This is a genomic window from Janthinobacterium sp. UMAB-56, assembly GCF_900095265.1.
Taxonomy (GTDB): Bacteria; Pseudomonadota; Gammaproteobacteria; order Burkholderiales; family Burkholderiaceae_D; genus Janthinobacterium.
The window spans coordinates 322,518-342,836 of record NZ_LT607651.1; the positions used below are offsets into that span (position 1 = coordinate 322,518).

Consider the following 20,319-nt stretch of genomic DNA (forward strand, 5'->3'; position numbering starts at 1 on the left):
TTTTTACGAAAGAAAAGAATGACATTTGAATCCTTAGGCCTGCATCCGTCCATCATCGCCGCTCTGACCGAATCGGGCTACACCGCGCCAACCGCGGTACAGTCGCAAGCGATTCCAGCGGCGATCGAAGGCCGCGACCTGCTGGTCTCGTCGCAGACCGGTTCGGGCAAGACGGCAGCTTTCATGCTGCCATCGCTGCACAAACTGGCCAGCGCCGAACAAAGCGCCGCCGGCAAGACGCCAAACCAGGAAATGCAAGCATCGCGCGCCCGCGGCGAGCGTCCACGTTTCAAGGCTGCCCAGCCAAAAATGCTGGTGCTGACGCCAACGCGCGAACTGGCCCTGCAAGTAACGACCAACACCGACAAGTACAGCACCGGCATCCGCCGCATCAAGGCTGTATCGATCCTGGGCGGCATGCCTTACCCTAAACAGATGCAATTGCTGGCCAAGAATCCTGAGATTCTGGTCGCTACCCCTGGCCGTCTGATCGACCACATGGACTCGGGCAAGATCGACTTCTCGCAACTGGAAATCCTGGTGCTGGACGAAGCCGACCGCATGCTGGACATGGGTTTCATCGACGACATCGAAAAGATCGTGGAAGCGACGCCAGAAGGCCGTCAAACCATGCTGTTCTCGGCAACGCTCGACGGCGTCGTCGGCAACATGGCCCGCCGCATCACGAAAAACCCGCTGGTCATCCAGATCGCCGGTTCGTCGAACAAGCATGAAAACATCACCCAGCGCGTGCACTTCGTCGACGACCTGTCGCACAAGAATCGCCTGCTGGACCACCTGCTGCGCGACGAATCGCTGGACCAGGCTGTTGTATTCACCGCCACCAAGCGTGACGCCGACACCATCGCCGACCGTTTGAACATCGCCGGCTTCTCGGCTGCCGCCTTGCACGGCGACATGCACCAGGGCGCGCGTAACCGCACCCTGGACGGCATGCGCCGCGGCCAGGTCAAGGTGCTGGTTGCCACCGACGTTGCCGCCCGCGGTATCGACGTGCCAACGATCACCCACGTGTTCAACTACGATCTGCCGAAGTTCCCGGAAGACTACGTCCACCGCATCGGTCGTACCGGCCGCGCTGGCCGCAATGGCCTGGCCATCTCGCTGGTGAACCACGCTGAAGGCATGAACGTCAAGCGCATCGAACGCTTCACCAAGCAATTGATCCCGGTCAATGTCATCGAAGGTTTCGAGCCAAAGAAAACGGCATCGGCACCACGTTCGAGCGCCCGTCCAGGCGGCTGGAAACCAGGCGACAACCGTGGCGGCGCGAAGCCAGGCCAACGCACGTTCAGCAAGCCGGGCGCACCACGCAAGGACGGCGCGCCTAGCACTGGCGGCGGCTACAAGGGCTCCAACCCACGCAGCACCGACGGCGCACGCCGCAGCTACGGCGACCGTTAATCACGGCGCCCCGCCGCTAATAGGCGGCAGGCAATAAAAACGGCCACCAGATCACTCTGGTGGCCGTTTTTTTATGCCAACGGCTGTTACTTCTTCGACACCTTCTGGCGTGACAGCTTGCGCAGCTTGGCTTGCTCGAAGCGCACCTGCTGCTCCGGCGTCTCCAGCACCAGCGGCGGCACGGCCACGGGTTTGCGGTTGGCATCCACGGCGACCATCGTGAAATAGCAGCTGTTGGCATGGCGCACCAGGCGCTGCTGGATATTTTCCGTCACCACGCGGATGCCCACCTCCATCGACGTCGTCCCCGTGTAATTGATCGAGGCGAGGAACGTCACCAGTTCGCCCACGTGGATGGGCTGCAAGAACATCACCTGGTCGACGGACAGGGTGACCACATAACTGCCCGAATAGCGGCTGGCACAGGCATAGGCGACGCTATCAAGATATTTCAGGATGGTGCCGCCGTGCACGTTGCCGGAAAAGTTGGCCATATCGGGCGTCATCAAGACCGTCATCGTCAGTTCGTGGGCCGACCAGTTCATCGCGCTGTCCAAAGTGTTCTCCAAAGGGGAAAATAGGGGGGATGTGAAAACCGGCCCCAGGGGCCGGCGTAGACCTTACAGGCCCAGGGTGTCGATATCGGCCAGCGAGTCGCGGCCCTTGTCGGAAATGTCGTGGCCCTCGCCGTCTGCGCGCGCCACGATGTGGGCTTTCTTGCCCAGGAAATAGGCCACATCCGACTCCAGCTTGGTCAGCGGATCGGTGGCGACTGCGCGCAAGCCCATGATGCAGCGGCGCAGGAACAGCAGTTGTTGTGCTTTCTCGGTGATGGACAGACGGCCATCACGGGCATAGCTGAGCAGCTTCAGGCCCGACAGGCGCTTGGCATTGCGGGCAACGCAAGCGCTGGGGCGCTCGGTCTTGATGCCGCGTGCAACTTGCTCCAGCGCGTCATATTCATCGGTTGTTAATTTCTCGTTCTTCATTACTCTTCCATAAAAGGCCAGGTGTTCGGCCCCCATGGTACGCGCCCCGCTGCGCATCGGCAACAGGCAACGTGAATCAAGCGCCGCCCGCCGGGCGGACGAACGACTGAAACACGCGCGTGATGGCTGTTATTTGTAGCTGCGCAGCAGCAGCCATGCCAGGCCGCAACCAGCCACGGCGCCCGCCAGGGCCAGCGCTGCGAGGTTCTTGCTGGTGATCACGGGGCGCCGGCCCAGGTAGATTTTATTATGCAAGGAATTGCCCACGATGGTCTCCTGTACAAGAATTTTTATGATGTCTCATTATAAGAACAGAATCGTGACGGCCGCATGACACTCAACAGTTAGAGCTTAATTTGTATCCACTCGGCAACATTTATTGACGTTTTTGTTGTTTAAATGGCGTGGCGATGCCGGCTATCGCGCAGTCCATTTCTGATTGGAAATAAACGCGGCGCACGCCGGCCCGCCGCGCGCCATGGCGCGACAAACCGCTCACTGCATCTTGACGGGCGGTGACGGCGGCGACGGCTCCTCGACCGGCACGGGGTCGATCTGTGGCGGCTGTTCCGGCGGCGGCATGAGGGGATCGCCTTCCGGCGGTGGCGGCATATCGGGTTCGGGCGTGCTGTGCGCGCGCAGCGGGGCATGGCGGGATTGTGCTTGCATGGTGACCTCCTTTGCCCCACTGTAACCGATGCGGCCAAATCCTGGCGCCCGCAAGTGACAGGCAAGTGCGGGAACTAAAAGGCGTAGCGCCACTCCAACTTGACAGCTATCTCCTCGTGCGAGTGCAAGCGATCCCCATGGCGCGCAAGAAAATCCTCTTTATGGCCGAGGCAGTGACCCTGGCCCATGTTGGCCGCCCCCTGAGCCTGGCCGAAGGCCTGGACGAGGACGCGTACGAGGTGCACTTTGCCTGCGCCGATGGGTACGACTTTTGTTTCAAGCAAGCCCCCTTCCGGCGCTGGCGCATCGACAGTATTTCATCGCTGCAATTTCTGCAAGCGCTGGCCCACGGCAAGCCCGTCTACACGGAAAGTACCCTGCACGCGTACGTGGAAGACGACTTGCGCCTGCTCAATGCCGTCCGACCCGACCTCGTGATCGGCGACTTCCGCCTGTCGCTATCGGTCAGCGCGCGCCTGCAGCGCATTCCCTACATTACCATCAGCAATGCCTACTGGAGTCCCTACGTGTGCCAGCACTACACGGTGCCCAGCCTGCCCCTGACAGGCATGCTGCCCATCTGGCTGGCCGCGCCCCTGTTCAAGCTGATCCGTCCGCTGGCTTTCGCTGCGCATGCCGTGCCCCTGAACCGCGTGCGTCGCCGCCATGGCCTGCCATCGCTAGGCAGCGACCTGCGGCGCATCTACACGGATGCCGACCGCACCCTGTACGCGGATATTCCGCAACTGTTCCCGCCGCACAACATGCCGCCCACGCACGACTACCTGGGCGCCGTCATCTGGGCCCCGCCGCTCGACTTGCCGGACTGGTGGCAGCGCCCCGAACTGAGCAGCGGACGGCCCATCATCTACGTCACCCTGGGCAGTTCCGGCCAGGGGCAATTGCTGCCGCGCGTGCTGCGCGCGCTGGCGCCGCTGCCCGTCATCGTGTTGGCGGCCACGGCCGGCACCATCCGTGTCGATGCCGTGCCACCGAATGCCTATGTCGCCCCCTTCCTGCCTGGCGACGCGGCCGCCAGGCGCGCCAGCCTGGTGATCTGCAACGGCGGCAGCCCTACCAGCCAGCAGGCGCTGATGGCAGGCGTGCCCGTCATCGGCATCGCCGGCAACCTCGATCAATTTCTCAACATGCACGCCATCGCGGGCACAGGCGCCGGCCTGCTGCTGCGCGCCGACCGTTTCCAGGAAACCGCCTTGCGCCATGTCGCCGCGCGCATGCTCGACGATGGCAGGGCCAGGCTGGCGGCGCGCCAGCTGGCCACGGCCATGCGCGACTATGTGCCGGGGCAACGCTTGCTGCCCCATATGCATGCCCTGCTGGACCCGCTACCGCAGGGCGACCAGGCTTGACAAATGGCGTCGGCTTTTCTTACAGCGCGTCCGGCAAGCCCTGCACCACGTCAACAAAAGCACGCCAAGTCATTGATTTCAAAAGAACCTCATGCGTTGGCATGGAAGTCGCTTGGTACTGGTCATGAGCACCTGCCGACAGGACTCAGGCACGACATCCACTCAACCCCATGATATGAGGTAAGCCAAATGAAACGGTCACATTTAAAACGACTCCCGGGCGCAGCCGCACTGGCCATGCTGTGCGTGGCCGGTAGCGCACAGGCGGGCGGCTACGGCTATTCCTACAACAACATCTTCGGTCTGCAGATCGCCGCCGCGACGGGCTCGATCACCGCCCTGGACAGCACCACCATCTCGCGCAGCACGGCCACCCTGAACGGCGTGAGCGTCATCCAGGGCGGCACAGGCACACTCGACTCGCCACGCGCCAATGTCGGTGCCGTCACCAAGGGCGAGAACGACTTCACGAAACAAGGCCCCTCTGGCAATTACTCGCGCGGCGACGCGCAGATCGTCAGCACGCAATTCCCATCGTTCCCACCGGGCTCGACTTCCACACAGACGGTCAACGTGGCCGAAGTCCACCTGGATACCCCCTCGGGCACGGCCGACGCCTCCGGACGCAATGGCTCGACCACCGGCTTTTCCGTCAACTTCGTGGTCGGCTCGCCCACGGCGACGCTGAGCTTTGACTTCCTGGCGTCGCCGTTCATGCAGGTTTTCTTGCAAAGCAATGTCGGCATCTTGTCCGCGGCGACAGCCAACCTGGTGGTCACCTTCACCATCACCGATGCAAGCGGCGCAACGGTGTTCAACTGGACGCCAGATGGCGTCATCGGCTCCGGTATCTTTGGCGGCTCAGAGAACGCCGATGGCGCCAACCTGAACACCAGCCTGGCGACCACTTTCCTCACGCGCGGCAATCTATTCACCTACGACCCATCCGGCTGCGGCACGCCCACCGGCACCGGGGTGGGCACCGCTTGCGGCAGCAACTTCAGCGCCGTCAGCAATGCCTTAACGGCAGGCAACTACACCCTGACTTTGAACGCCGTGGAAAGCGTAGACCTGGTGAAACAGGCCGCGACACCGGAACCGGGTACCCTGGCACTGCTGGGCCTGGGCTTGGCCGGCCTGGGCTATGCCCGCCGCCGCAAGGTCGCCGGCTGAACCTGGCAACAGGGGGATGCACAGGCGAGGGCTTTCCTCGCCTTTTTTATGCCGCGCCCTGTCGGTTTTCCTTACAGCGCAGCGGCCATATAGCAAGCTGCCGCTGCGCCACCGCCTGAGCAGGAAAGGGATGGCCAAAGGATTTCCATGCATAGTTCTTCTCGCACCCGACTCGCCGCTGCCCTGCTGGCCCTGCTAATGCTGGCATGGCACGCCGGCGCCAGCGCAGCTGCCTATGCTTATTCATACATGAGTGTGTTTGGCCTGGTCATCAGAAACCCCACCGGCGCCACCTCGCTCATCAGTAATATCGACCTGTCGCGCACCACCGCCACGCTCAACGGCAGCAGCATCATCAATGGCGGCAGCAATGAGATCGACGCGCCGCAAGCGGCACGCGGCGCCGTCACCAAGGGACAAAACGACTTTAGCCAGCAAGGCATGGGCAGCGCCGCGTATGCGCGCGGCGAGGCGCAAATCGTCAGCTCGCAAATCCCCCCTTTTCCACCGGGCTCGACCAGCACGCAGGCCGTGAATGCGGCGGAAACTTTCCTGGCGGGCAGCGGCAGCGCCGATGCCTCAGGCAGCAACGGTTCCAGCACGGCGATGGCCGTCAATTTCGTCGTCGGCCAGCCGGGCGCCACCCTGGCCTTCGACTTCCGGGCCCTGCCGTTCATGCAGCTCTACCTGGATGCTGCGGCCGGCGCGGGCTCGGCGGCCACCACCAACATGGCGCTGACCTTTACCATCATCGATGAAAATGGCCAGATCGTCTTCAACTGGGCGCCCGACGGTAAGCTCGGTTCAGGCATCCTGGGCGGCAGCGAACTGGCCGATGCGGCCAGCCTCAATACCGGCTACACGCAAACGCCGCTGACCAGCGGCAGCATGTTTAGCTACGACCCCGGCGGCTGCGGCACGCCCACGGGCACGGGCATCGGCACGACGTGCGGCGGTCAGTATGGCGCCGTCACGGACAATCTCATCGCCGGCAGCTACACCCTGGTGTTGCACATACTTAACAGTTCCGAGCTGGCCTATGTGCCGCGCACCACGCCGATACCGCTACCGGGCACATTGCCGCTGCTGGCGGCTGGCCTGGCAGCGCTGGCCAGCCTGGCGCCACGGCGCCACCGCTGACACTGGCGCCCGCATGGCGTCACGCGCACCTCACTGCACCGTCGTCGCCACCAGCAAGTCTTTTAGCGGACGGCGCAGCGAGCGCGCACTGGCCGCCGGGCCGGCACCGATGCGCCCGAGAAACACAGCCCGCTCAAACGCCACCGCCCCCAGCACCACCTGGCATTGCACGGCCAATGCCTGCGCCATTTCCTGCATGCCATCGGTACGCGAAAAGGTGCGCCGTTCACGCACATAGCGGGCAAAGATCAGCGGCGTCAGTTCCGGCTGCAACTGCAGGCCCAGCTGCGTGGCCGTCAGCCAGAAACGCTGCATGGCGCGGCCGGCCGCCACGTAATCGTCAATGTGGCGCGGTGACGTCTCGGCCAGCAGCACGAAATGCGCGCCGCAATACAGGCCGGGCAGCAAGTCCATCTGCAGCCGCGGGGCAATGGTGCCAGCCAGCCAGGTATTGAAAAAATCCACGCGGCGCCAGCTATGCATGACCCAGCGCATCAGGCGCGCCGTCATCGCGTCGACACCGAGCGCCAGCTCCGGGATGCGGTCACTGCTGTAGCGCGCACCCCATTCGATCACGTCGCGGTGCACCTTGTGCGCTTCGGGCATGGTCAGGCGCAGCTTCGCATTGTCGAACATCAGGCGCGCGCAGGCCAGGCGCGCGCGCCAGCCCTCGAACCACTGCACGGCGTAGCCGGGCGGCAAGCTGGCCGCCAGCACCGCCTTTTCGCTGGCGCGCAAGCTGCGCGTGCTGAGCCGGCGCCGCTGCACGCTGCGCTGCGGCAGGAAGGCCGCCAGCGGATCAGGCAACATGCCGGGGCTGTCGAGCAGGCGCACATCGAAGGTGGGCAGCGTGTCGGGCACGGACAGACGCCGACGCGCCTCCAGGCACAAGCCATGGCTGCTGGCCGCCAGTGCCATGCTTTCGAGCAAGGCGCCCAGCGACAGCTGGCTGGGATGGCCGTCGAGGTCGTACACGCAGTGGCTGCGCGTATCGAAACCATGCACGACCACGTGGCGCGGGTCCACAACTTCAAAACGCCATGGCTGCGTGTTGTCGCCGCTGGGCGCCCAACGCGCCTGCTCGAGGATGTCTTCCAGTACGGGATCGATCTGCGGTGCTTGCGCCATCTACCCTCCCTGCGCTGCGCGGCGCCGCTTGATGATGGCCATCGCCAGGCGCTGCAGCGGATGACGGTTGCCGCCGGGACGCCAGGTATGCACGAGCTTGTTGCGGTAGGCGTCGAAATGCATGCCGTGCGGCGCCGCCATCACCTTGCCCCGTCTTAACAAAATCTTCAACGCTTCCGTGGCGGCCGCCCCTGCGCACAGCTGGCAACCCATGATCGTCGACGGTCCGCGCCGCTCCTTCAGGTTGATGGCGGACGGATCGACCAGGTAGGGGCCGTGCAAGCCGGCCGGCGCCAGCCCGACGAGAAAGCGCAGGGCTTTTTCCTCTTCCGGCAAGTCGCCCCAGCCAAAATACTCTTCGAACGTCATGCCGCCCGGCATAAAGCTGAGCACGGCCGTGCCCATGCCCAGCGGCGCCGCCGTGATGGCAGGGATGCCCAGGCGCGCGCAAGTGGCGAAGGTGGCCTGGCGCGCGGCAAAGGCGAAGAAATCCAGGCCGTCCACGTACAGGTCGACACCGGCAAAAAACGCGGCCAGGTTGCTGTCGTGTACACCCTCGGGAAATGGTGTGATCTCCAGTTCGGGATTGATATCACACGCCATCCGCGCCAGCACTGCGGCCTTGGGCTGGCCCAGGGTGGACATCATGGCGCCGGCCTGGCGGTTGAAGTTGGCGATATCGAAGGTGTCGAAATCGGCGATGTGAAATGCGCCGATGCCCAGCCGCGCCAGGGTCAGCAAGTGCACGCCGCCCACGCCACCCATGCCGGCAATGGCCACGCGCTTGCCGCGCAAGCTGTCTTGCTCCGCCCGCGTGACCCAGCCCAGGTTACGGGAAAATGCCGTGTGATAGGAAAAACCGTCTGTCATGCCCCACCCCTTCTCTTCGTCCACTAAGGGCCAAGAAAGGTTAGACAGACGGTCAGGCGCTAAGTTCCCGCCAGGACGACAGCCTAGCGCGCCAGGCGGCGCTGGGCCGCCGGTCCCGTGCGCGGGGGCGGCGCTGCGTGCCGCGCCACGGCGCCCACTTTGAACACGCTGACGATCTGCGCCAGCCCCGCCGCCTGCTCGTTCATGGCTTGCGCCGCCGCCGAAGCCTGCTCGACCAGGGCCGAGTTTTGCTGCGTCATGTTATCCATCTCGACGATGGCCTGGTTGATCTGCTCGATGCCGGCGCTCTGCTCGGCGCTGGCCGAAGAAATCTCGGCCACGATATCGGTCACATGCTGCACGCTGGAAACGACTTTTTCCATCGTCTCGCCCGCCAGCGCCACCAGTTTTTCACCGGCACCCACTTGCTCGGCGGAACTGTCGATCAATTGCTTGATCTCCTTGGCTGCGGCAGCCGAGCGTTGCGCCAGGTTGCGTACTTCACTGGCGACGACGGCGAAGCCACGGCCCTGCTCGCCCGCGCGCGCCGCTTCCACGGCCGCGTTCAAGGCCAGGATATTCGTCTGGAAGGCGATACCGTCGATGACGGCGATGATGTCGCCGATCTTTTTCGACGAGGCATTGATGACGCCCATGGTGTCGACCACCTGGCTCACCACGCCGCCCGCCTGCGTCGCCACTTGCGAGGCAGAAATAGCCAGCTGGTTGGCCTGGCGCGCATTATCCGCATTCTGGCGCACGGTCGAGGTCATCTCTTCCATGGTCGAAGCCGTCTCTTCCAATGATCCCGCCTGCTGTTCCGTGCGCGCCGACAGGTCGTGGTTGCCCGAAGCAATCTCGCCCGACGCCGTGGAAATGGCATCGGCATCGTTGCGCACCTGGCTCACCAGATGCGCCAGGTTGTCGCGCATGGCCTTGATGGCCATCAACAGGCTGGACGTATCGCCGGGACGCGTGTCGATCTGCGTGGTGAGGTCGCCCTGGGCGATTTGTGCCACGATGGACGCTGCATAATCGGGTTCGCCACCGAGCTGGCCCAGGATACGGCGCAGCATCAGGGTCGCCAGGGCGCCCACCACCAGCATCAGCGCACCGCCGATGGCCAGCAGCACGCCCGCCTGGGCCCAGAATTTGTGGTTGATGTCATCGATATACGTGCCTGTGCCGATGAGCCAGTCCCACGGCGCAAATTTCACCACGGCATACATCTTTGCCACCGGGTCCTTCACGCCGGGACGCGTGCCATCGGCCTGCACCAGGCCGATGCGGCTGCTGGCCAGGGCCGCGCGGTAGCGGTCGCCCGACTGCTGCATATTCTTTTGCGGCACGCCGATGCGCGAGGCATTCGGGTGTACGTACAGCAAGTCGGTGCTGAAATCGCGCACAAAATAATACATCTCGTCCTTGACGAAGCTGCCGATGGCCAGCTTGGCCTGCTGCTGTGCCTGCTCACGCGTGAGCTTGCCCGACTGTTCCAGCGCATACGCCTTTTCCACCGAGGCATTGGCCAATTCCACCAGCACCGTCAATTGCTCGACCCTTTCCGCCATCATGGTCTGGCGCAAGGAATACAGCGAGAATGAAGCGATCAGGACGATGCCCAGCAAGGTGCTGAAACACAGGAGGAGAATGCGCGAACGGAGAGTCATGGGTGCCTGGGTAGAAAATAAAGCGTGGAATTATAAACAATTTCCAGGTGGAAATCTTTTTAAAAAAGCAAAGCGGGCGGCGCTACCAGGCTGATGCCCGGCAGGCACCGCCCGCTGTGTTGTTACTTGCTTGTTACTGGAGGATCACGCCAGCGCTTCCTTGGCCGCCTCTTCCGGTGTCAAGCCGTCGTAGAACTGGTCGGTAAACCACTCGACCTGCTCTTCAATATGGTCCTGCGCCTGCGCCACAGTGGCGCCGCCGGCCACGAGGAAACCTTCGACCTCGATGCACCAGTTGATCAACTCCAGAGTTTCCGGATCGAGCTCTTCTTTCTTAGCCATCGTATTTCCTTGCCTGTTAATTTTCAGTATCACATCAATAAGCGACAGTTTAACAGCTTCGCCACGCTGCCGCCCCTGCCGTTCAACAATGAAGGTTACTTTACTGCAACGTTTTTACGTTCCGGATACAGCACCACCTGTACATAATTGTGCATGTCCAGATAGCGCTGCGCCGCCAGTTTGACGGCTTGCGGCGTGATGGCGCGCACGCGCTGCGCGTAGCGCAGGATGTGCGCGGGGTCGCGCCCCTGGGTTACTGACGCCATCAATTGGTTCATCCAGTAGCGGTTTTCGCGCAGCGACTTTTGCTGGCGCGTGATCCAGTTCAGCTTAACCTTTTCCAGGTCCGCCGCGGACGGCCCCTCCGCCTTCATCTTGTTGATTTCGGCAAAGGCAGCGGCGATCACCTTGTCGACGTTTTCCGGTCCCGTCGGCAAGTTCAATGCCACGGAATAATGGCCATACGGATGCTGGCCCATCGAGGTTTCGAAGCCGCCGCCATAGATCATGCTCATCTTTTCACGCAGCACTTCGATGACTTTCAGGTTCAGCACCTCGCCCAGTGCCTGCAGGGTCAGCTTTTGCTCGTCCGAGTACGCAACGTCGCCATTGAAGGTGATGGAAATCGTGCTTTTGGGCTCACTGCCCATGTAGATATCCTTCTTAACGACACCGGTCACGGGCCGCATGCCCACGTCGCGGTAGGCGTGCGAAACGTCGGCCACGGGCAAGGTGCCCAGGTAGCTGGCGATCAGCGGTTTGATCTTGTCGAGCTCGAAGCTGCCCGTAAAGATGAAGGTCATGTCGCGCGCGCTGGAAAAACGCTGGCGGAAGATGTCCAGCGCGCGGTCCAGGCTCACCTTATCGAAGTCGGCCGCGCGCGGCACGCCATCGACGCGGGGGTTGTCGCCAAACATGGCGTGCTGGACGGCATCGTAAAACACGGCTTCCGGCTGCGCCATGCTGTTTTTCGCCAGGTCTTGCTGCTTGCCGATAAAGGATTGATACAGGCCCGTGTCCTTGCGTACGTCATGGAAATACAGATACACCAGCTGCAACATGGCTTCCACGTCGGCGCTGCTGGCCGAACCGCCAAAGCCTTCGCTCAGTTCGCCCAGCGAAGCGCCCACATTGACCGTTTTTCCTGCCAACACCTTTTGCAAGTCCAGCGGCGCGAGGTCTTTCAGCCCCATGCTGCCGACCACGGCGCTGGCGTAGCGGGCGCTATAGATATCGGCATCGCCAAACAGGGACTGGCCGCCGAAGCGGGTCGAGCCCATCAGCACCTGGTCATTCTTGAAGTCCGTCGGCTTGAGCAGCACGCGCACGCCATTGCCCAGGGTCAGTTCCGTCACGCCGATGGCGCTATTGAACTTCTCCGAGACGATGCTGCCGCCGGCCGGCGGCCCTTCCATCAATTTGCTGGCAAGCACTTTTTCCATGCGCGGTTCGACCTTTTGCTGCTCGGCTTGCGCCACCGCATCGAGCAATTGCTGCTGCGTCGGCACGCTGGCGCCCGCTTTCGGCTCGGCGCCCATGAAGACCACCAGTTTCTTTTGCTGATCGGGAATGACCTTGGCCACCGTCTCATTGATTTCCTGCAAGGTCACCTGCGGCAAGAGTTCCTGCGCGTACAGCAATTCATTGGCGATGCCGGGGATGGGTTCCTGCTCCAGGAAGTTGCGCGAATACTCGGCCACGAAACCGGCCGAATCGGATTTGTCGCGTTCGCTGTACGCGCGCTCGTAATTGCGCAGCATGTTCTTGCGCGCACGGTCCAGCTCATCCTGGCTGAAACCGAAGCGGCGCGCCCGTTCATCTTCTTGCACCAGCGCATCGACGGCCGGCCGCACGCCCCCCTTGCCCAGCAAGGCATACGCGCTGAACGATTCATAACCGCGCACCAGCTTGCCCATGCTGCTGCCACCCTGAATGAAGGGCGGGTTCGCCTGCTGCGTCAATTCCTGCATGCGCGCACTGAGCATTTGCCCATACAGGTTCTCGATCATCTGGCCACGGTAATCGGCAATGGTGGCGGGTTCCTGCGCGGCACGGATCGGGTAGCGGATGAAGACGGTGTCGTCGGGCGCTTCCTTGTCCGTGATCACCAGCGCTTCCGTTTGCGAACGCTGCGGCACTTCCGCATACAGGCGCGGGCGCGGTTTCGCGGGGTTTTTCAGCTTGCCGAAATGCTGGCGTATCATCGCTTCAGCTTGTTTCGGCTCCACATCGCCCACCACCATCACGGCCATCAGGTCGGGACGATACCAATCCTTGTAGAAACGCTTGATGGCTTCCGGCTTGAACGTTTTCAAGACGGATTCCTTGCCGATCGGCATGCGTTCCGCATAGCGCGAACCGTTCAGCAGCTTCGGATACAAGACCTTGTTCATGCGGTCGCTGGCGCCCTTGCCCAGGCGCGCCTCTTCCAGCACGATGCCGCGCTCGCTGTTGATGTCGGCCGGATTGAATTTCAAGCCATGCGCCCAGTCTTCCAGCACGAGAAAACCCTTTTCCAGGTTTTCCTTCTTGTTCGTCGGAATCGGCAGCACGTACACGGTTTCATCGAAACTCGTGTAGGCATTCAAGTCGGCGCCGAATTTCACGCCGATCGATTGCAAATAGGAAATGAGCTCATTGCGCTTGAAATGCGTGGAGCCATTGAAGGCCATGTGTTCCGTAAAATGCGCCAGTCCTTGCTGGTCGTCATCTTCCAGGATGGAACCGGCTTTCACCACCAGGCGCAATTCCACTTTCTGCGCGGGACGGGCATTTTTCTTGATGTAATAGGTCAAGCCGTTCGGCAGTTTCCCGACGGTCACTTCTGGTGCCAGCGGCAGGGGATCGCTCAAACGGATTTCCGCCTGGGCCATGCAGGCGCACGCCAGCAAGACGGCGCCCGAGATCAGGCGTAATTTACTCAGCTTCATGTATTCTCAACGGTAAAATTCAGTAAGCGTACCTTACACTGAAATCGTCTTTCCGCCATTAAAAACAGCTTAGGAAAACCTGCGTTCCCGAGGCAACTTTGCCGAATGACAAACGCAACCTTGCCCCGCCACGCTTTTCATCTGTGCTAAAGTATTGTCGCCGGTCATGTGGACCGGCACAACAATACGTCTTCGGGGCGGGGTGCGATTCCCCACCGGCGGTAAGACCGGCAACGGTCAAGCCCGCGAGCGCTTTCCAGGCACCGCCTGGTGAGGTCAGCAGATCTGGTGTGATGCCAGAGCCGACGGTATAGTCCGGATGAAAGAAGATGTGCAGTAAACGCGATGTCCCATCGACCTGTCGATGCGGCCAGTTGCGTCTATTCGCTTGCCCTGCAGCGTTTTTCGCCTATGCGAGGAGCGTTTCACCATGTTAGTCAACAGCTATACCCTGCTTTCCAACGATCTGGAAGGTCGCATCCAGTCCGCCCTGGCCGCCATGCGTGCCGGCATTCCCGTTATCCTGCTCGACGATTTCGACCGTGAAAACGAAGCCGACCTGATCCTGTCGGCCGAGAAAATCACGCACGAAACCATGGCGTTGCTGATCCGCGAATGCAGCGGCATCGTTTGCCTGTGCCTGCCGACGGATGTCGTCAGCGCGCTGGCATTGCCGCCCATGTCGTCCGACAATGGCAGCCGCTACGGCACGCCGTTCACCGTGTCCATCGAGGCGCGCGACGGCGTCACGACGGGTGTGTCGGCCGCCGACCGCGTCACCACCATCCGCGCCGCCATCGCCAAGGACGCCAAGCCAGCCGACCTGGTGCGCCCTGGCCACGTATTCCCCTTGCGCGCCGCGCCCGGTGGGGTGCTCGAGCGCCGTGGCCATACGGAAGGCTCCGTCGACCTGTCGCGCATGGCGGGCCTGAACCCGGCCGCCGTGCTGTGCGAGCTGATGAATCCGGACGGCAGCATGATGCGCGGCGACGCGATCGAACGCTTTGCCGAACTGCATGGCATGCCGATTCTCACCATCGAAGAACTGGTGGAGTGGCGCAGCACGCGCGAGCAATAAAGCGTCAGGCGGTCACGGCCTTCGGCAGATGCACATGCCGATACACGAGACCGGCCGCCAGGCCATACGCGACGACAATCGTCGCGTATGCCAGCGGCAGGCGCAGCGACCATTCCTGTACCATGTGCAGGATGCTGCCGATCAGCGCCACGCCCACCAGCGCGCCAATTTGGCGGTTCGCATTCAGGGCCGCTGCCGCGCTATTCGCATGCTGCTTGCCGGCCACCCGCATCACGGTGGCCGTCATGGCGGGAATGGCGATGCCGATGGCCACGTTCATGACGGCCGTGCCCAGCGCCAGCCATGCGTACGGCGTTCCCGGACGCAAGCCCATCAGCAACAGCGCCATCGCGGCCCCCACCAGCAAGCTAGCCAGCATGGGCAAGCGCGTGCCATGGCGCGCCGCGATATTTCCCGCCATGAAGTTCCCCACCGTATAGGCCGCCATCATGGGCAGCAGGCGCAAGCCCGACTGCAAGGCATCGGCGCCGCCAGACTGCTGCAAGAACAGGCTCAATAGAAAAAGCTGGCCGAAGACGCAGAAATTGATCAAGAAACCCACGCCATTGGCCGCACCGAAGCTACTGCTATGAAACAGTTCGCGCGGCAACAGCGGATGGCTGCCGCTGCGTTCGCGCCGCAGCAATTGCCCGGCCGACAGTAGCATCAAGGCCGCCGCCGCCAGCACGCCCGGCGACAACCAGCCCAGCACGGGGCCTTCGATCAGCACGAAACTCAGGCCCGCCAGCGCCGCCACGCCCAGCGCATGGCTGAACAGCGACAAATCGCGCGGCTGGCGCGCCGGCGCAAGCAGCAACAGTTGTGCCATGACGATGGCCAGCACGCCCAGCGGCACATTCACCCAGAACACGCTGCGCCAGCCGAACTGGTGCACGAGAATGCCGCCGATCAGGGGGCCGGATGCGCCCGCCACACCCACCAGCGCCGACCAGGCACCCAGCATGCGCGTGCGTTCGCGCTCCTCTTCAAAGCTGTGGGTCAGCAAGCTCAGCGAACTGGGCATGAACAGGGCCGCGCCCGCGCCCTGCAGCAAGCGCGCCACCGTCAGGAAATGCCCGTCGGGCGCGGCACCGCACAACACAGAACCGAGGATGAAGACGCCCAGGCCGCACTGGTACACGGCTTTCGGCCCGTAGCGGTCGGCCAGCGCGCCGCCAGCCAGCAGCAGCGCGGCAAACGTCAAAGTGTAGCCATCGACCACCCAGACCAGGCCCGGCAGCGGTATGGCCAGGTCGAGTGCGATATCGGACAGGGCCACGTTGACGGCCGTGACGTCGAGCATGGCCATGACGAAGCCGAAGGCCAGGGTCAGCAGAATCAAGCCGCTGGCGCGGCGCGGTGTGGAGGCATACATGCTATTCCTTGCAGTGACGACGGGGCAGCCATTATGGGAGCGTTGCGCAATGCAGTAAACAGGCATAAAATCGGCATCGTGATGCAAAAATGCATCATGAACAGCATCAGGAATATCCAATGGAAATCGCTCATGGACTGGGATAACGCGCGCATCTTTCTCGCCATCGGCCGGGCCGGCACCCTGCGCGGCGCGGCCGCCCTGCTGCGCATCGATCAGGCCACCTGCGGGCGCCGCCTGGCCGCCCTGGAGGCGTCCCTGGGCGCCACCCTGTTCCTGCGCACGCCATCGGGCTATGTGCCAACGCCGGCAGGCGAATTGGCGCTCACGGCCGCCGAAGCGATGGAACGGGCGGCCGACAAGCTGCAGCGGGAGATGCAGGGCGTCGACAACCGCCTGTCCGGCCTGGTGCGCGTGGCCACCACGGACACCATGGCCAGCCATTTCGTCATTCGCGCCATGCAGCGGCTGCACGCGGCCCACCCCGACATCCGCATCGTGCTCAACGTGGCGCCCGCGCTGGCCAGCCTGACGCGGCGCGAAGCGGACCTGGCCGTGCGCGGCGTGCGCCCCACCGACCCGGACCTGATCTCGCGTCACCTGGTCAAGCGCAGCCTGGGCCTGTATGCCTCGAAAGCTTATCTGGCGGAACGGGGCGAACCCGTGCGCGGCACGGCGCTGGCCGGCCACGACATCGTCATTTACCACCATTCCGTGACGCCGCGACACGGGGAAAAACTTGCCGGCGAATCCGTCGCCAACGCCCGGGTCGCCATGGAAGTGAACTCGGCGGCGATGCTGCAGGACGCCACGCGGGCCGGCCTGGGCGTAGCCGAGCTGGCCACCCACCTTGGCGACATCGACCCGCAGCTGGTGCGCATCTGGCCCGAGCGGATGGAACCGTACGACGTGTGGCTGGTCATGCATGCCGACCTGAACCGTTCAGCCCGCGTGCGGGCGGCGGCCGATGCGATTATCGCCAGTGTGGGCAGTCCGGCAGCCTAGCGGCACACAATCATTCTCAAAAGAAACTTTATTGCTCATGAGTCTGATAAAATTCGCAACCCCGTCGCGCACAGCCGCCGCCAAGACGCCGCGGGATCCCTCAATCCTCATGGAGAATTTTTATGCTTATCTGGCAAGGCTTCGGCATACTCGGCCCCCTAATCTGTTTTATCGTCGTACTGGCCGCGCAAGCGCTGTTTGGCGCTACCCTGGGCGAGGCCTACACGAAGAGCCACGCATGGACCATGGCCCTGGCCTTCCTGCTGGCAGCGGCCGCCAGCTGGTATGCAGGCGTGCGCCTGAACAGCGCGCCCGGACGCGAACTGATCGACCCGGCCACGCAGGAACGCGTGATCCTGCGCCAGCGCCACACCCTGTTCTGGATCCCGATGCAATACATCGCCGTGCTGATGGTCGTGATGGCCGGCTTCGCCCTGTTCGAATAGGCGCGCACGCCAGACGTGCCCGGCGGACAGACGGATGCTAAGATGCCATGATGACCCCCTTCGTCCCCCTCCTCATCAGCCTGCGCCGCCTGCACCGGACCACCATGGCCTGGCTGGTCAGCTGGTGGCGCATGCTGCATTTCGCCATCCTGGTGTTTTCGCTGGCCCTGTCGCCATCGAGCTATAACCGCGACAACCGCCCCATCCTCGCACACCGCCTGGTCTCGAACACGGCGCCCAACCTGGTGTGGTTCAGCGTCGCCAGTGCACTGGTCAGCCTGGTGCTGATACGCATCGTCGTCGTCAGCGCGCAAAGCTACGGCCTGTCGCGCTACGCGCTGGAAATGGTGGTGCGCGTGCTGGTGCTGGAACTGATACCGCTGACGGCCGCCCTCTTCGTGGCGCTGCGCCTGAGCCTGCCCGACGGCATTGCGTTCGCACAAATGCGCTCTTCCGGCATGCTCGATACCATGCAGCGCCAGGGCGTCGACCTGCTGCGCCGCGAGTACTTTCCGCGCGTCATGTCCGGCATCTTCGCCGTGTGGATGCTGGCCATCGTCAGCTGCGTCACGTCACTGATCCTCGCCTACCTCACCATCTACGGTTTCACGCCGTGGGCGCTGCAAGGCTACACGCGCGTGGTGGGACAGATCTTCAATCCCGCCGTGGCCCTGATCCTGATGCTCAAGGTGATTTTCTTCAGCTTTGCCGTGGCCCTGATCCCGCTTGCCTCCTCGTACTACCCGGACGCGCCGCATGGCAGGCGCAGCGGCCTGTGGGCCGCGCACGGCCTGTCCGAAATGCTGCGCCTGTTTTCCGTCATCCTGCTGATCGAAGTGGCTTCGCTGATGGGCAATTATTACTGATGCCCCGCCGCCACCGCCAGCGATCCCCGAACCATCCATACGAGAGCCAGAAGCCATGAGCCAGAGCCAGCCCCCCAATCCCGACCAGGTCGACGTCACGGCGCCCGCCGGTCTCACGCAAGATGCCATCCTGCCCGCGCCGCCGCCCGTGCGCCACGCCGAACTGAAGGCAGCCATCCTGCTGGTCTTCATGTTCGTGCTGATGGTCGGCTCGGTCGTCTACCTGATGTATGCGCGCGGCGCCTTCGAAGCCACGCAAACGCTGGTGCTGACGGCCGACGATTCCGACGGCGTCGGCGTGGGCGCCGACCTGACCTTTTCCGGCTTTCCCATCGGCCGCGTGCAGCGCATCGAGCTGGCGCCCGACGGCCGCGCGCGCGTCATCATCGATGTGCCGAGAAAAGACGCGCACTGGCTGCGCAGCAGCTCCATCTTCACGCTGGAACGGGGCATCGTCGGCGGCGCCAAGCTGCGTGCCTACAGTGGCATCCTGACGGACCCGCCGCTGCCAGACGACGCCACGCGCGACTTGCTGGTGGGCGACATGGCGGCGGAAATCCCGCGCCTGCTGGCCGCCGCCAAGGATCTGCTCAACAATGTGGCCAACCTGACGGGCAGCGACTCCGCACTCGACGGCACCTTGCGCAATGTGCAGGCCGTGACGGGCAAGCTGAGCGGCCCGGGCGGCGCCATGGGCTTGCTGACGGGCGACGACAAACAGTCGCGCCTGCTGGTCGAGCGGGCCAACGCCCTGCTGATGACGGCGGACCAGCTGGCGCGCCGCACGGATGGCCTGGTGGCCCATGCCGATACGCGCGTCTTTGGCGACAAGGGCGTCATGACGGATGCGCAGGCGACTATCGTGCAGCTGAACGCCCTCTTGGCTGACACGCGCGCCAGCCTGAAAAAGGTCGATGCAGTGCTGGTCGAAGCGCAAGCCGTGGGCGCCAACGCCAGGGCCGCGACTGCCGATCTGGGCCCGCTGCGCGCCGACGTGGAAAGCAATCTGCGCAAGGTCGAGCAACTGGTCAATGACATCAACCGCAAATGGCCATTCAAGCGCAATCCGGAGATCACACTGCCATGAGAAAACGCAATGTCACCTTGTCCTCCCTGGCCGCATTGTTGTGCACTGCGCTCGCCGCCTGCTCCAGCGGCCCGCCCGTGCCGGACTGGAAAATGAACGCGCATAGCGCGGTCGAACGCTACCAGGCCGCCTACCTGGGCGGCAATACCCTGGTCGAGCAGACGGAATTCCGGCGCGCCCGCAGCCAGGTGGCCGGCACGGGCAAGCTCGAACTGGTGGCGCGCATCGAGCTGCTGCGCTGCGCCGCGCGCGTGGCCAGCCTGGCCTTCGAAGACTGCACCGGTTTTGACGCCCTGCGGGCCGACGCGAATGACGCCGACCGCGCGTATGCGGCCTGGCTGGCCGGCAAGGCGCAGGCGGCCGACGTCGCCCTGCTGCCAGAAGCGCAGCGGGCGGCAGCCGGCGCCGGCACGGACACGGCCGCCGCAAGCGCCGTGGCGGCCATCAAGGAGCCGCTGTCGCAACTGGTGGCGGCTGGCGTGCTGCTGCGTTCGGGCCGTGCCACGCCGGCGCTGCTCGATACGGCCGTCGCCACCGCCTCGGACCAAGGCTGGCGCCGTCCGCTGCTGGCCTGGCTGGGCGTGCAGCGCCTGCGCGCCGAACAGGCGGGCGATACGCAAGCGGCGCAGCACATCGCGCGACGCATGGCGATCGTGGAGCAGCCGCTGGCCCCTTGAGCGCACCGATGACCGGCCCAAGGCAGGCAGAATCAGGCATAATCGAGCCAGGATGACAGCTATGCCGTGCAGGCAGCGA

General features: G+C 63.5%; 20 protein-coding genes and 1 riboswitch. Of the genes, 10 read left to right on the forward strand and 10 right to left on the reverse strand.

The features are described from left to right. Positions 1-18: 18 nt before the first annotated feature. On the forward strand, positions 19-1,425 hold the full coding sequence (locus K0F85_RS01480; protein ID WP_219114225.1) for a DEAD/DEAH box helicase: 1,407 nt from the start codon (positions 19-21) through the stop codon (positions 1,423-1,425). 86 nt (positions 1,426-1,511) lie between these two features. Here K0F85_RS01480 and K0F85_RS01485 read toward each other — a convergent pair whose 3' ends face one another. The 4 genes from K0F85_RS01485 to K0F85_RS01500 form a co-directional block, all read right to left on the reverse strand. Beyond that, complete coding sequence (locus K0F85_RS01485; protein WP_096238581.1) at positions 1,512-1,970, reverse strand: acyl-CoA thioesterase; 459 nt, start codon at positions 1,968-1,970, stop codon at positions 1,512-1,514. A 75-nt stretch (positions 1,971-2,045) separates the two neighbouring features. Further along, on the reverse strand, positions 2,046-2,414 hold the full coding sequence (locus K0F85_RS01490; RefSeq protein ID WP_219114226.1) for a hypothetical protein: 369 nt from the start codon (positions 2,412-2,414) through the stop codon (positions 2,046-2,048). Positions 2,415-2,543: 129 nt separating this feature from the next. Continuing rightward, positions 2,544-2,681 carry a hypothetical protein gene (locus K0F85_RS01495; protein WP_170840448.1) on the reverse strand — a complete coding sequence of 46 codons (138 nt, stop codon included), beginning with the start codon at positions 2,679-2,681 and terminating at the stop codon, positions 2,544-2,546. A gap of 228 nt (positions 2,682-2,909) precedes the next feature. Continuing rightward, a complete protein-coding gene (locus K0F85_RS01500; RefSeq protein WP_219114227.1) occupies positions 2,910-3,083 on the reverse strand; it encodes a hypothetical protein in 174 nt (57 codons plus the stop codon). Between the two features lie 137 nt (positions 3,084-3,220). On the opposite strand from K0F85_RS01500, the gene K0F85_RS01505 reads away from it, so the two are divergent. The 3 genes from K0F85_RS01505 (at position 3,221) to K0F85_RS01515 (ending at position 6,766) form a co-directional block, all read left to right on the forward strand. Further along, on the forward strand, positions 3,221-4,453 hold the full coding sequence (locus tag K0F85_RS01505; protein WP_219114228.1) for a glycosyltransferase: 1,233 nt from the start codon (positions 3,221-3,223) through the stop codon (positions 4,451-4,453). A 189-nt stretch (positions 4,454-4,642) separates the two neighbouring features. Then, positions 4,643-5,626, forward strand: a complete 984-nt coding sequence (locus tag K0F85_RS01510; protein ID WP_219114229.1) for an EDSAP-1 family PEP-CTERM protein — start codon at positions 4,643-4,645, stop codon at positions 5,624-5,626. A gap of 147 nt (positions 5,627-5,773) precedes the next feature. Then, entirely contained in the window at positions 5,774-6,766 is a 993-nt protein-coding gene (locus K0F85_RS01515; protein WP_219114230.1) for an EDSAP-1 family PEP-CTERM protein, read from the forward strand. 30 nt (positions 6,767-6,796) lie between these two features. On the opposite strand, the gene K0F85_RS01520 is transcribed toward K0F85_RS01515, so the two are convergent. From K0F85_RS01520 to K0F85_RS01540, 5 genes are all read right to left on the reverse strand, one after another. Beyond that, on the reverse strand, positions 6,797-7,894 hold the full coding sequence (locus K0F85_RS01520) for a nitroreductase family protein (protein ID WP_219114231.1): 1,098 nt from the start codon (positions 7,892-7,894) through the stop codon (positions 6,797-6,799). Further along, positions 7,895-8,764: a ThiF family adenylyltransferase gene (locus tag K0F85_RS01525; RefSeq protein WP_219114232.1), complete on the reverse strand. Its 870-nt coding sequence runs from the start codon at positions 8,762-8,764 to the stop codon at positions 7,895-7,897. 83 nt (positions 8,765-8,847) lie between these two features. Continuing rightward, on the reverse strand, positions 8,848-10,434 hold the full coding sequence (locus K0F85_RS01530) for a methyl-accepting chemotaxis protein (protein WP_219114233.1): 1,587 nt from the start codon (positions 10,432-10,434) through the stop codon (positions 8,848-8,850). Between the two features lie 144 nt (positions 10,435-10,578). Continuing rightward, complete coding sequence (locus K0F85_RS01535) at positions 10,579-10,776, reverse strand: hypothetical protein (protein ID WP_010399555.1); 198 nt, start codon at positions 10,774-10,776, stop codon at positions 10,579-10,581. A 95-nt stretch (positions 10,777-10,871) separates the two neighbouring features. After that, positions 10,872-13,706, reverse strand: a complete 2,835-nt coding sequence (locus tag K0F85_RS01540) for a pitrilysin family protein (RefSeq protein ID WP_219114234.1) — start codon at positions 13,704-13,706, stop codon at positions 10,872-10,874. 184 nt (positions 13,707-13,890) lie between these two features. Then, a riboswitch (FMN riboswitch) is annotated at positions 13,891-14,041 on the forward strand. A gap of 95 nt (positions 14,042-14,136) precedes the next feature. Between K0F85_RS01540 and ribB the strand changes: the two genes are divergently transcribed. After that, positions 14,137-14,784 carry a 3,4-dihydroxy-2-butanone-4-phosphate synthase gene (ribB, locus tag K0F85_RS01545; protein WP_219114235.1) on the forward strand — a complete coding sequence of 216 codons (648 nt, stop codon included), beginning with the start codon at positions 14,137-14,139 and terminating at the stop codon, positions 14,782-14,784. Positions 14,785-14,788: 4 nt separating this feature from the next. Here the strand turns inward: ribB and K0F85_RS01550 are convergent, their stop codons facing one another. Next, entirely contained in the window at positions 14,789-16,159 is a 1,371-nt protein-coding gene (locus K0F85_RS01550; RefSeq protein ID WP_219114236.1) for an MFS transporter, read from the reverse strand. Positions 16,160-16,291: 132 nt separating this feature from the next. Between K0F85_RS01550 and K0F85_RS01555 the strand changes: the two genes are divergently transcribed. The 5 genes from K0F85_RS01555 (at position 16,292) to K0F85_RS01575 (ending at position 20,240) form a co-directional block, all read left to right on the forward strand. After that, complete coding sequence (locus K0F85_RS01555; RefSeq protein ID WP_219114237.1) at positions 16,292-17,164, forward strand: LysR family transcriptional regulator; 873 nt, start codon at positions 16,292-16,294, stop codon at positions 17,162-17,164. Between the two features lie 122 nt (positions 17,165-17,286). After that, on the forward strand, positions 17,287-17,610 hold the full coding sequence (locus K0F85_RS01560; RefSeq protein WP_219114238.1) for a hypothetical protein: 324 nt from the start codon (positions 17,287-17,289) through the stop codon (positions 17,608-17,610). Between the two features lie 47 nt (positions 17,611-17,657). Further along, on the forward strand, positions 17,658-18,476 hold the full coding sequence (locus K0F85_RS01565; RefSeq protein WP_219114239.1) for an ABC transporter permease: 819 nt from the start codon (positions 17,658-17,660) through the stop codon (positions 18,474-18,476). A gap of 55 nt (positions 18,477-18,531) precedes the next feature. Continuing rightward, entirely contained in the window at positions 18,532-19,563 is a 1,032-nt protein-coding gene (locus K0F85_RS01570) for an MlaD family protein (protein ID WP_257572451.1), read from the forward strand. Beyond that, entirely contained in the window at positions 19,560-20,240 is a 681-nt protein-coding gene (locus tag K0F85_RS01575) for a hypothetical protein (protein ID WP_219114240.1), read from the forward strand. The genes K0F85_RS01570 and K0F85_RS01575 overlap by 4 nt, the downstream gene beginning before the upstream one ends. Positions 20,241-20,319: the final 79 nt, after the last annotated feature.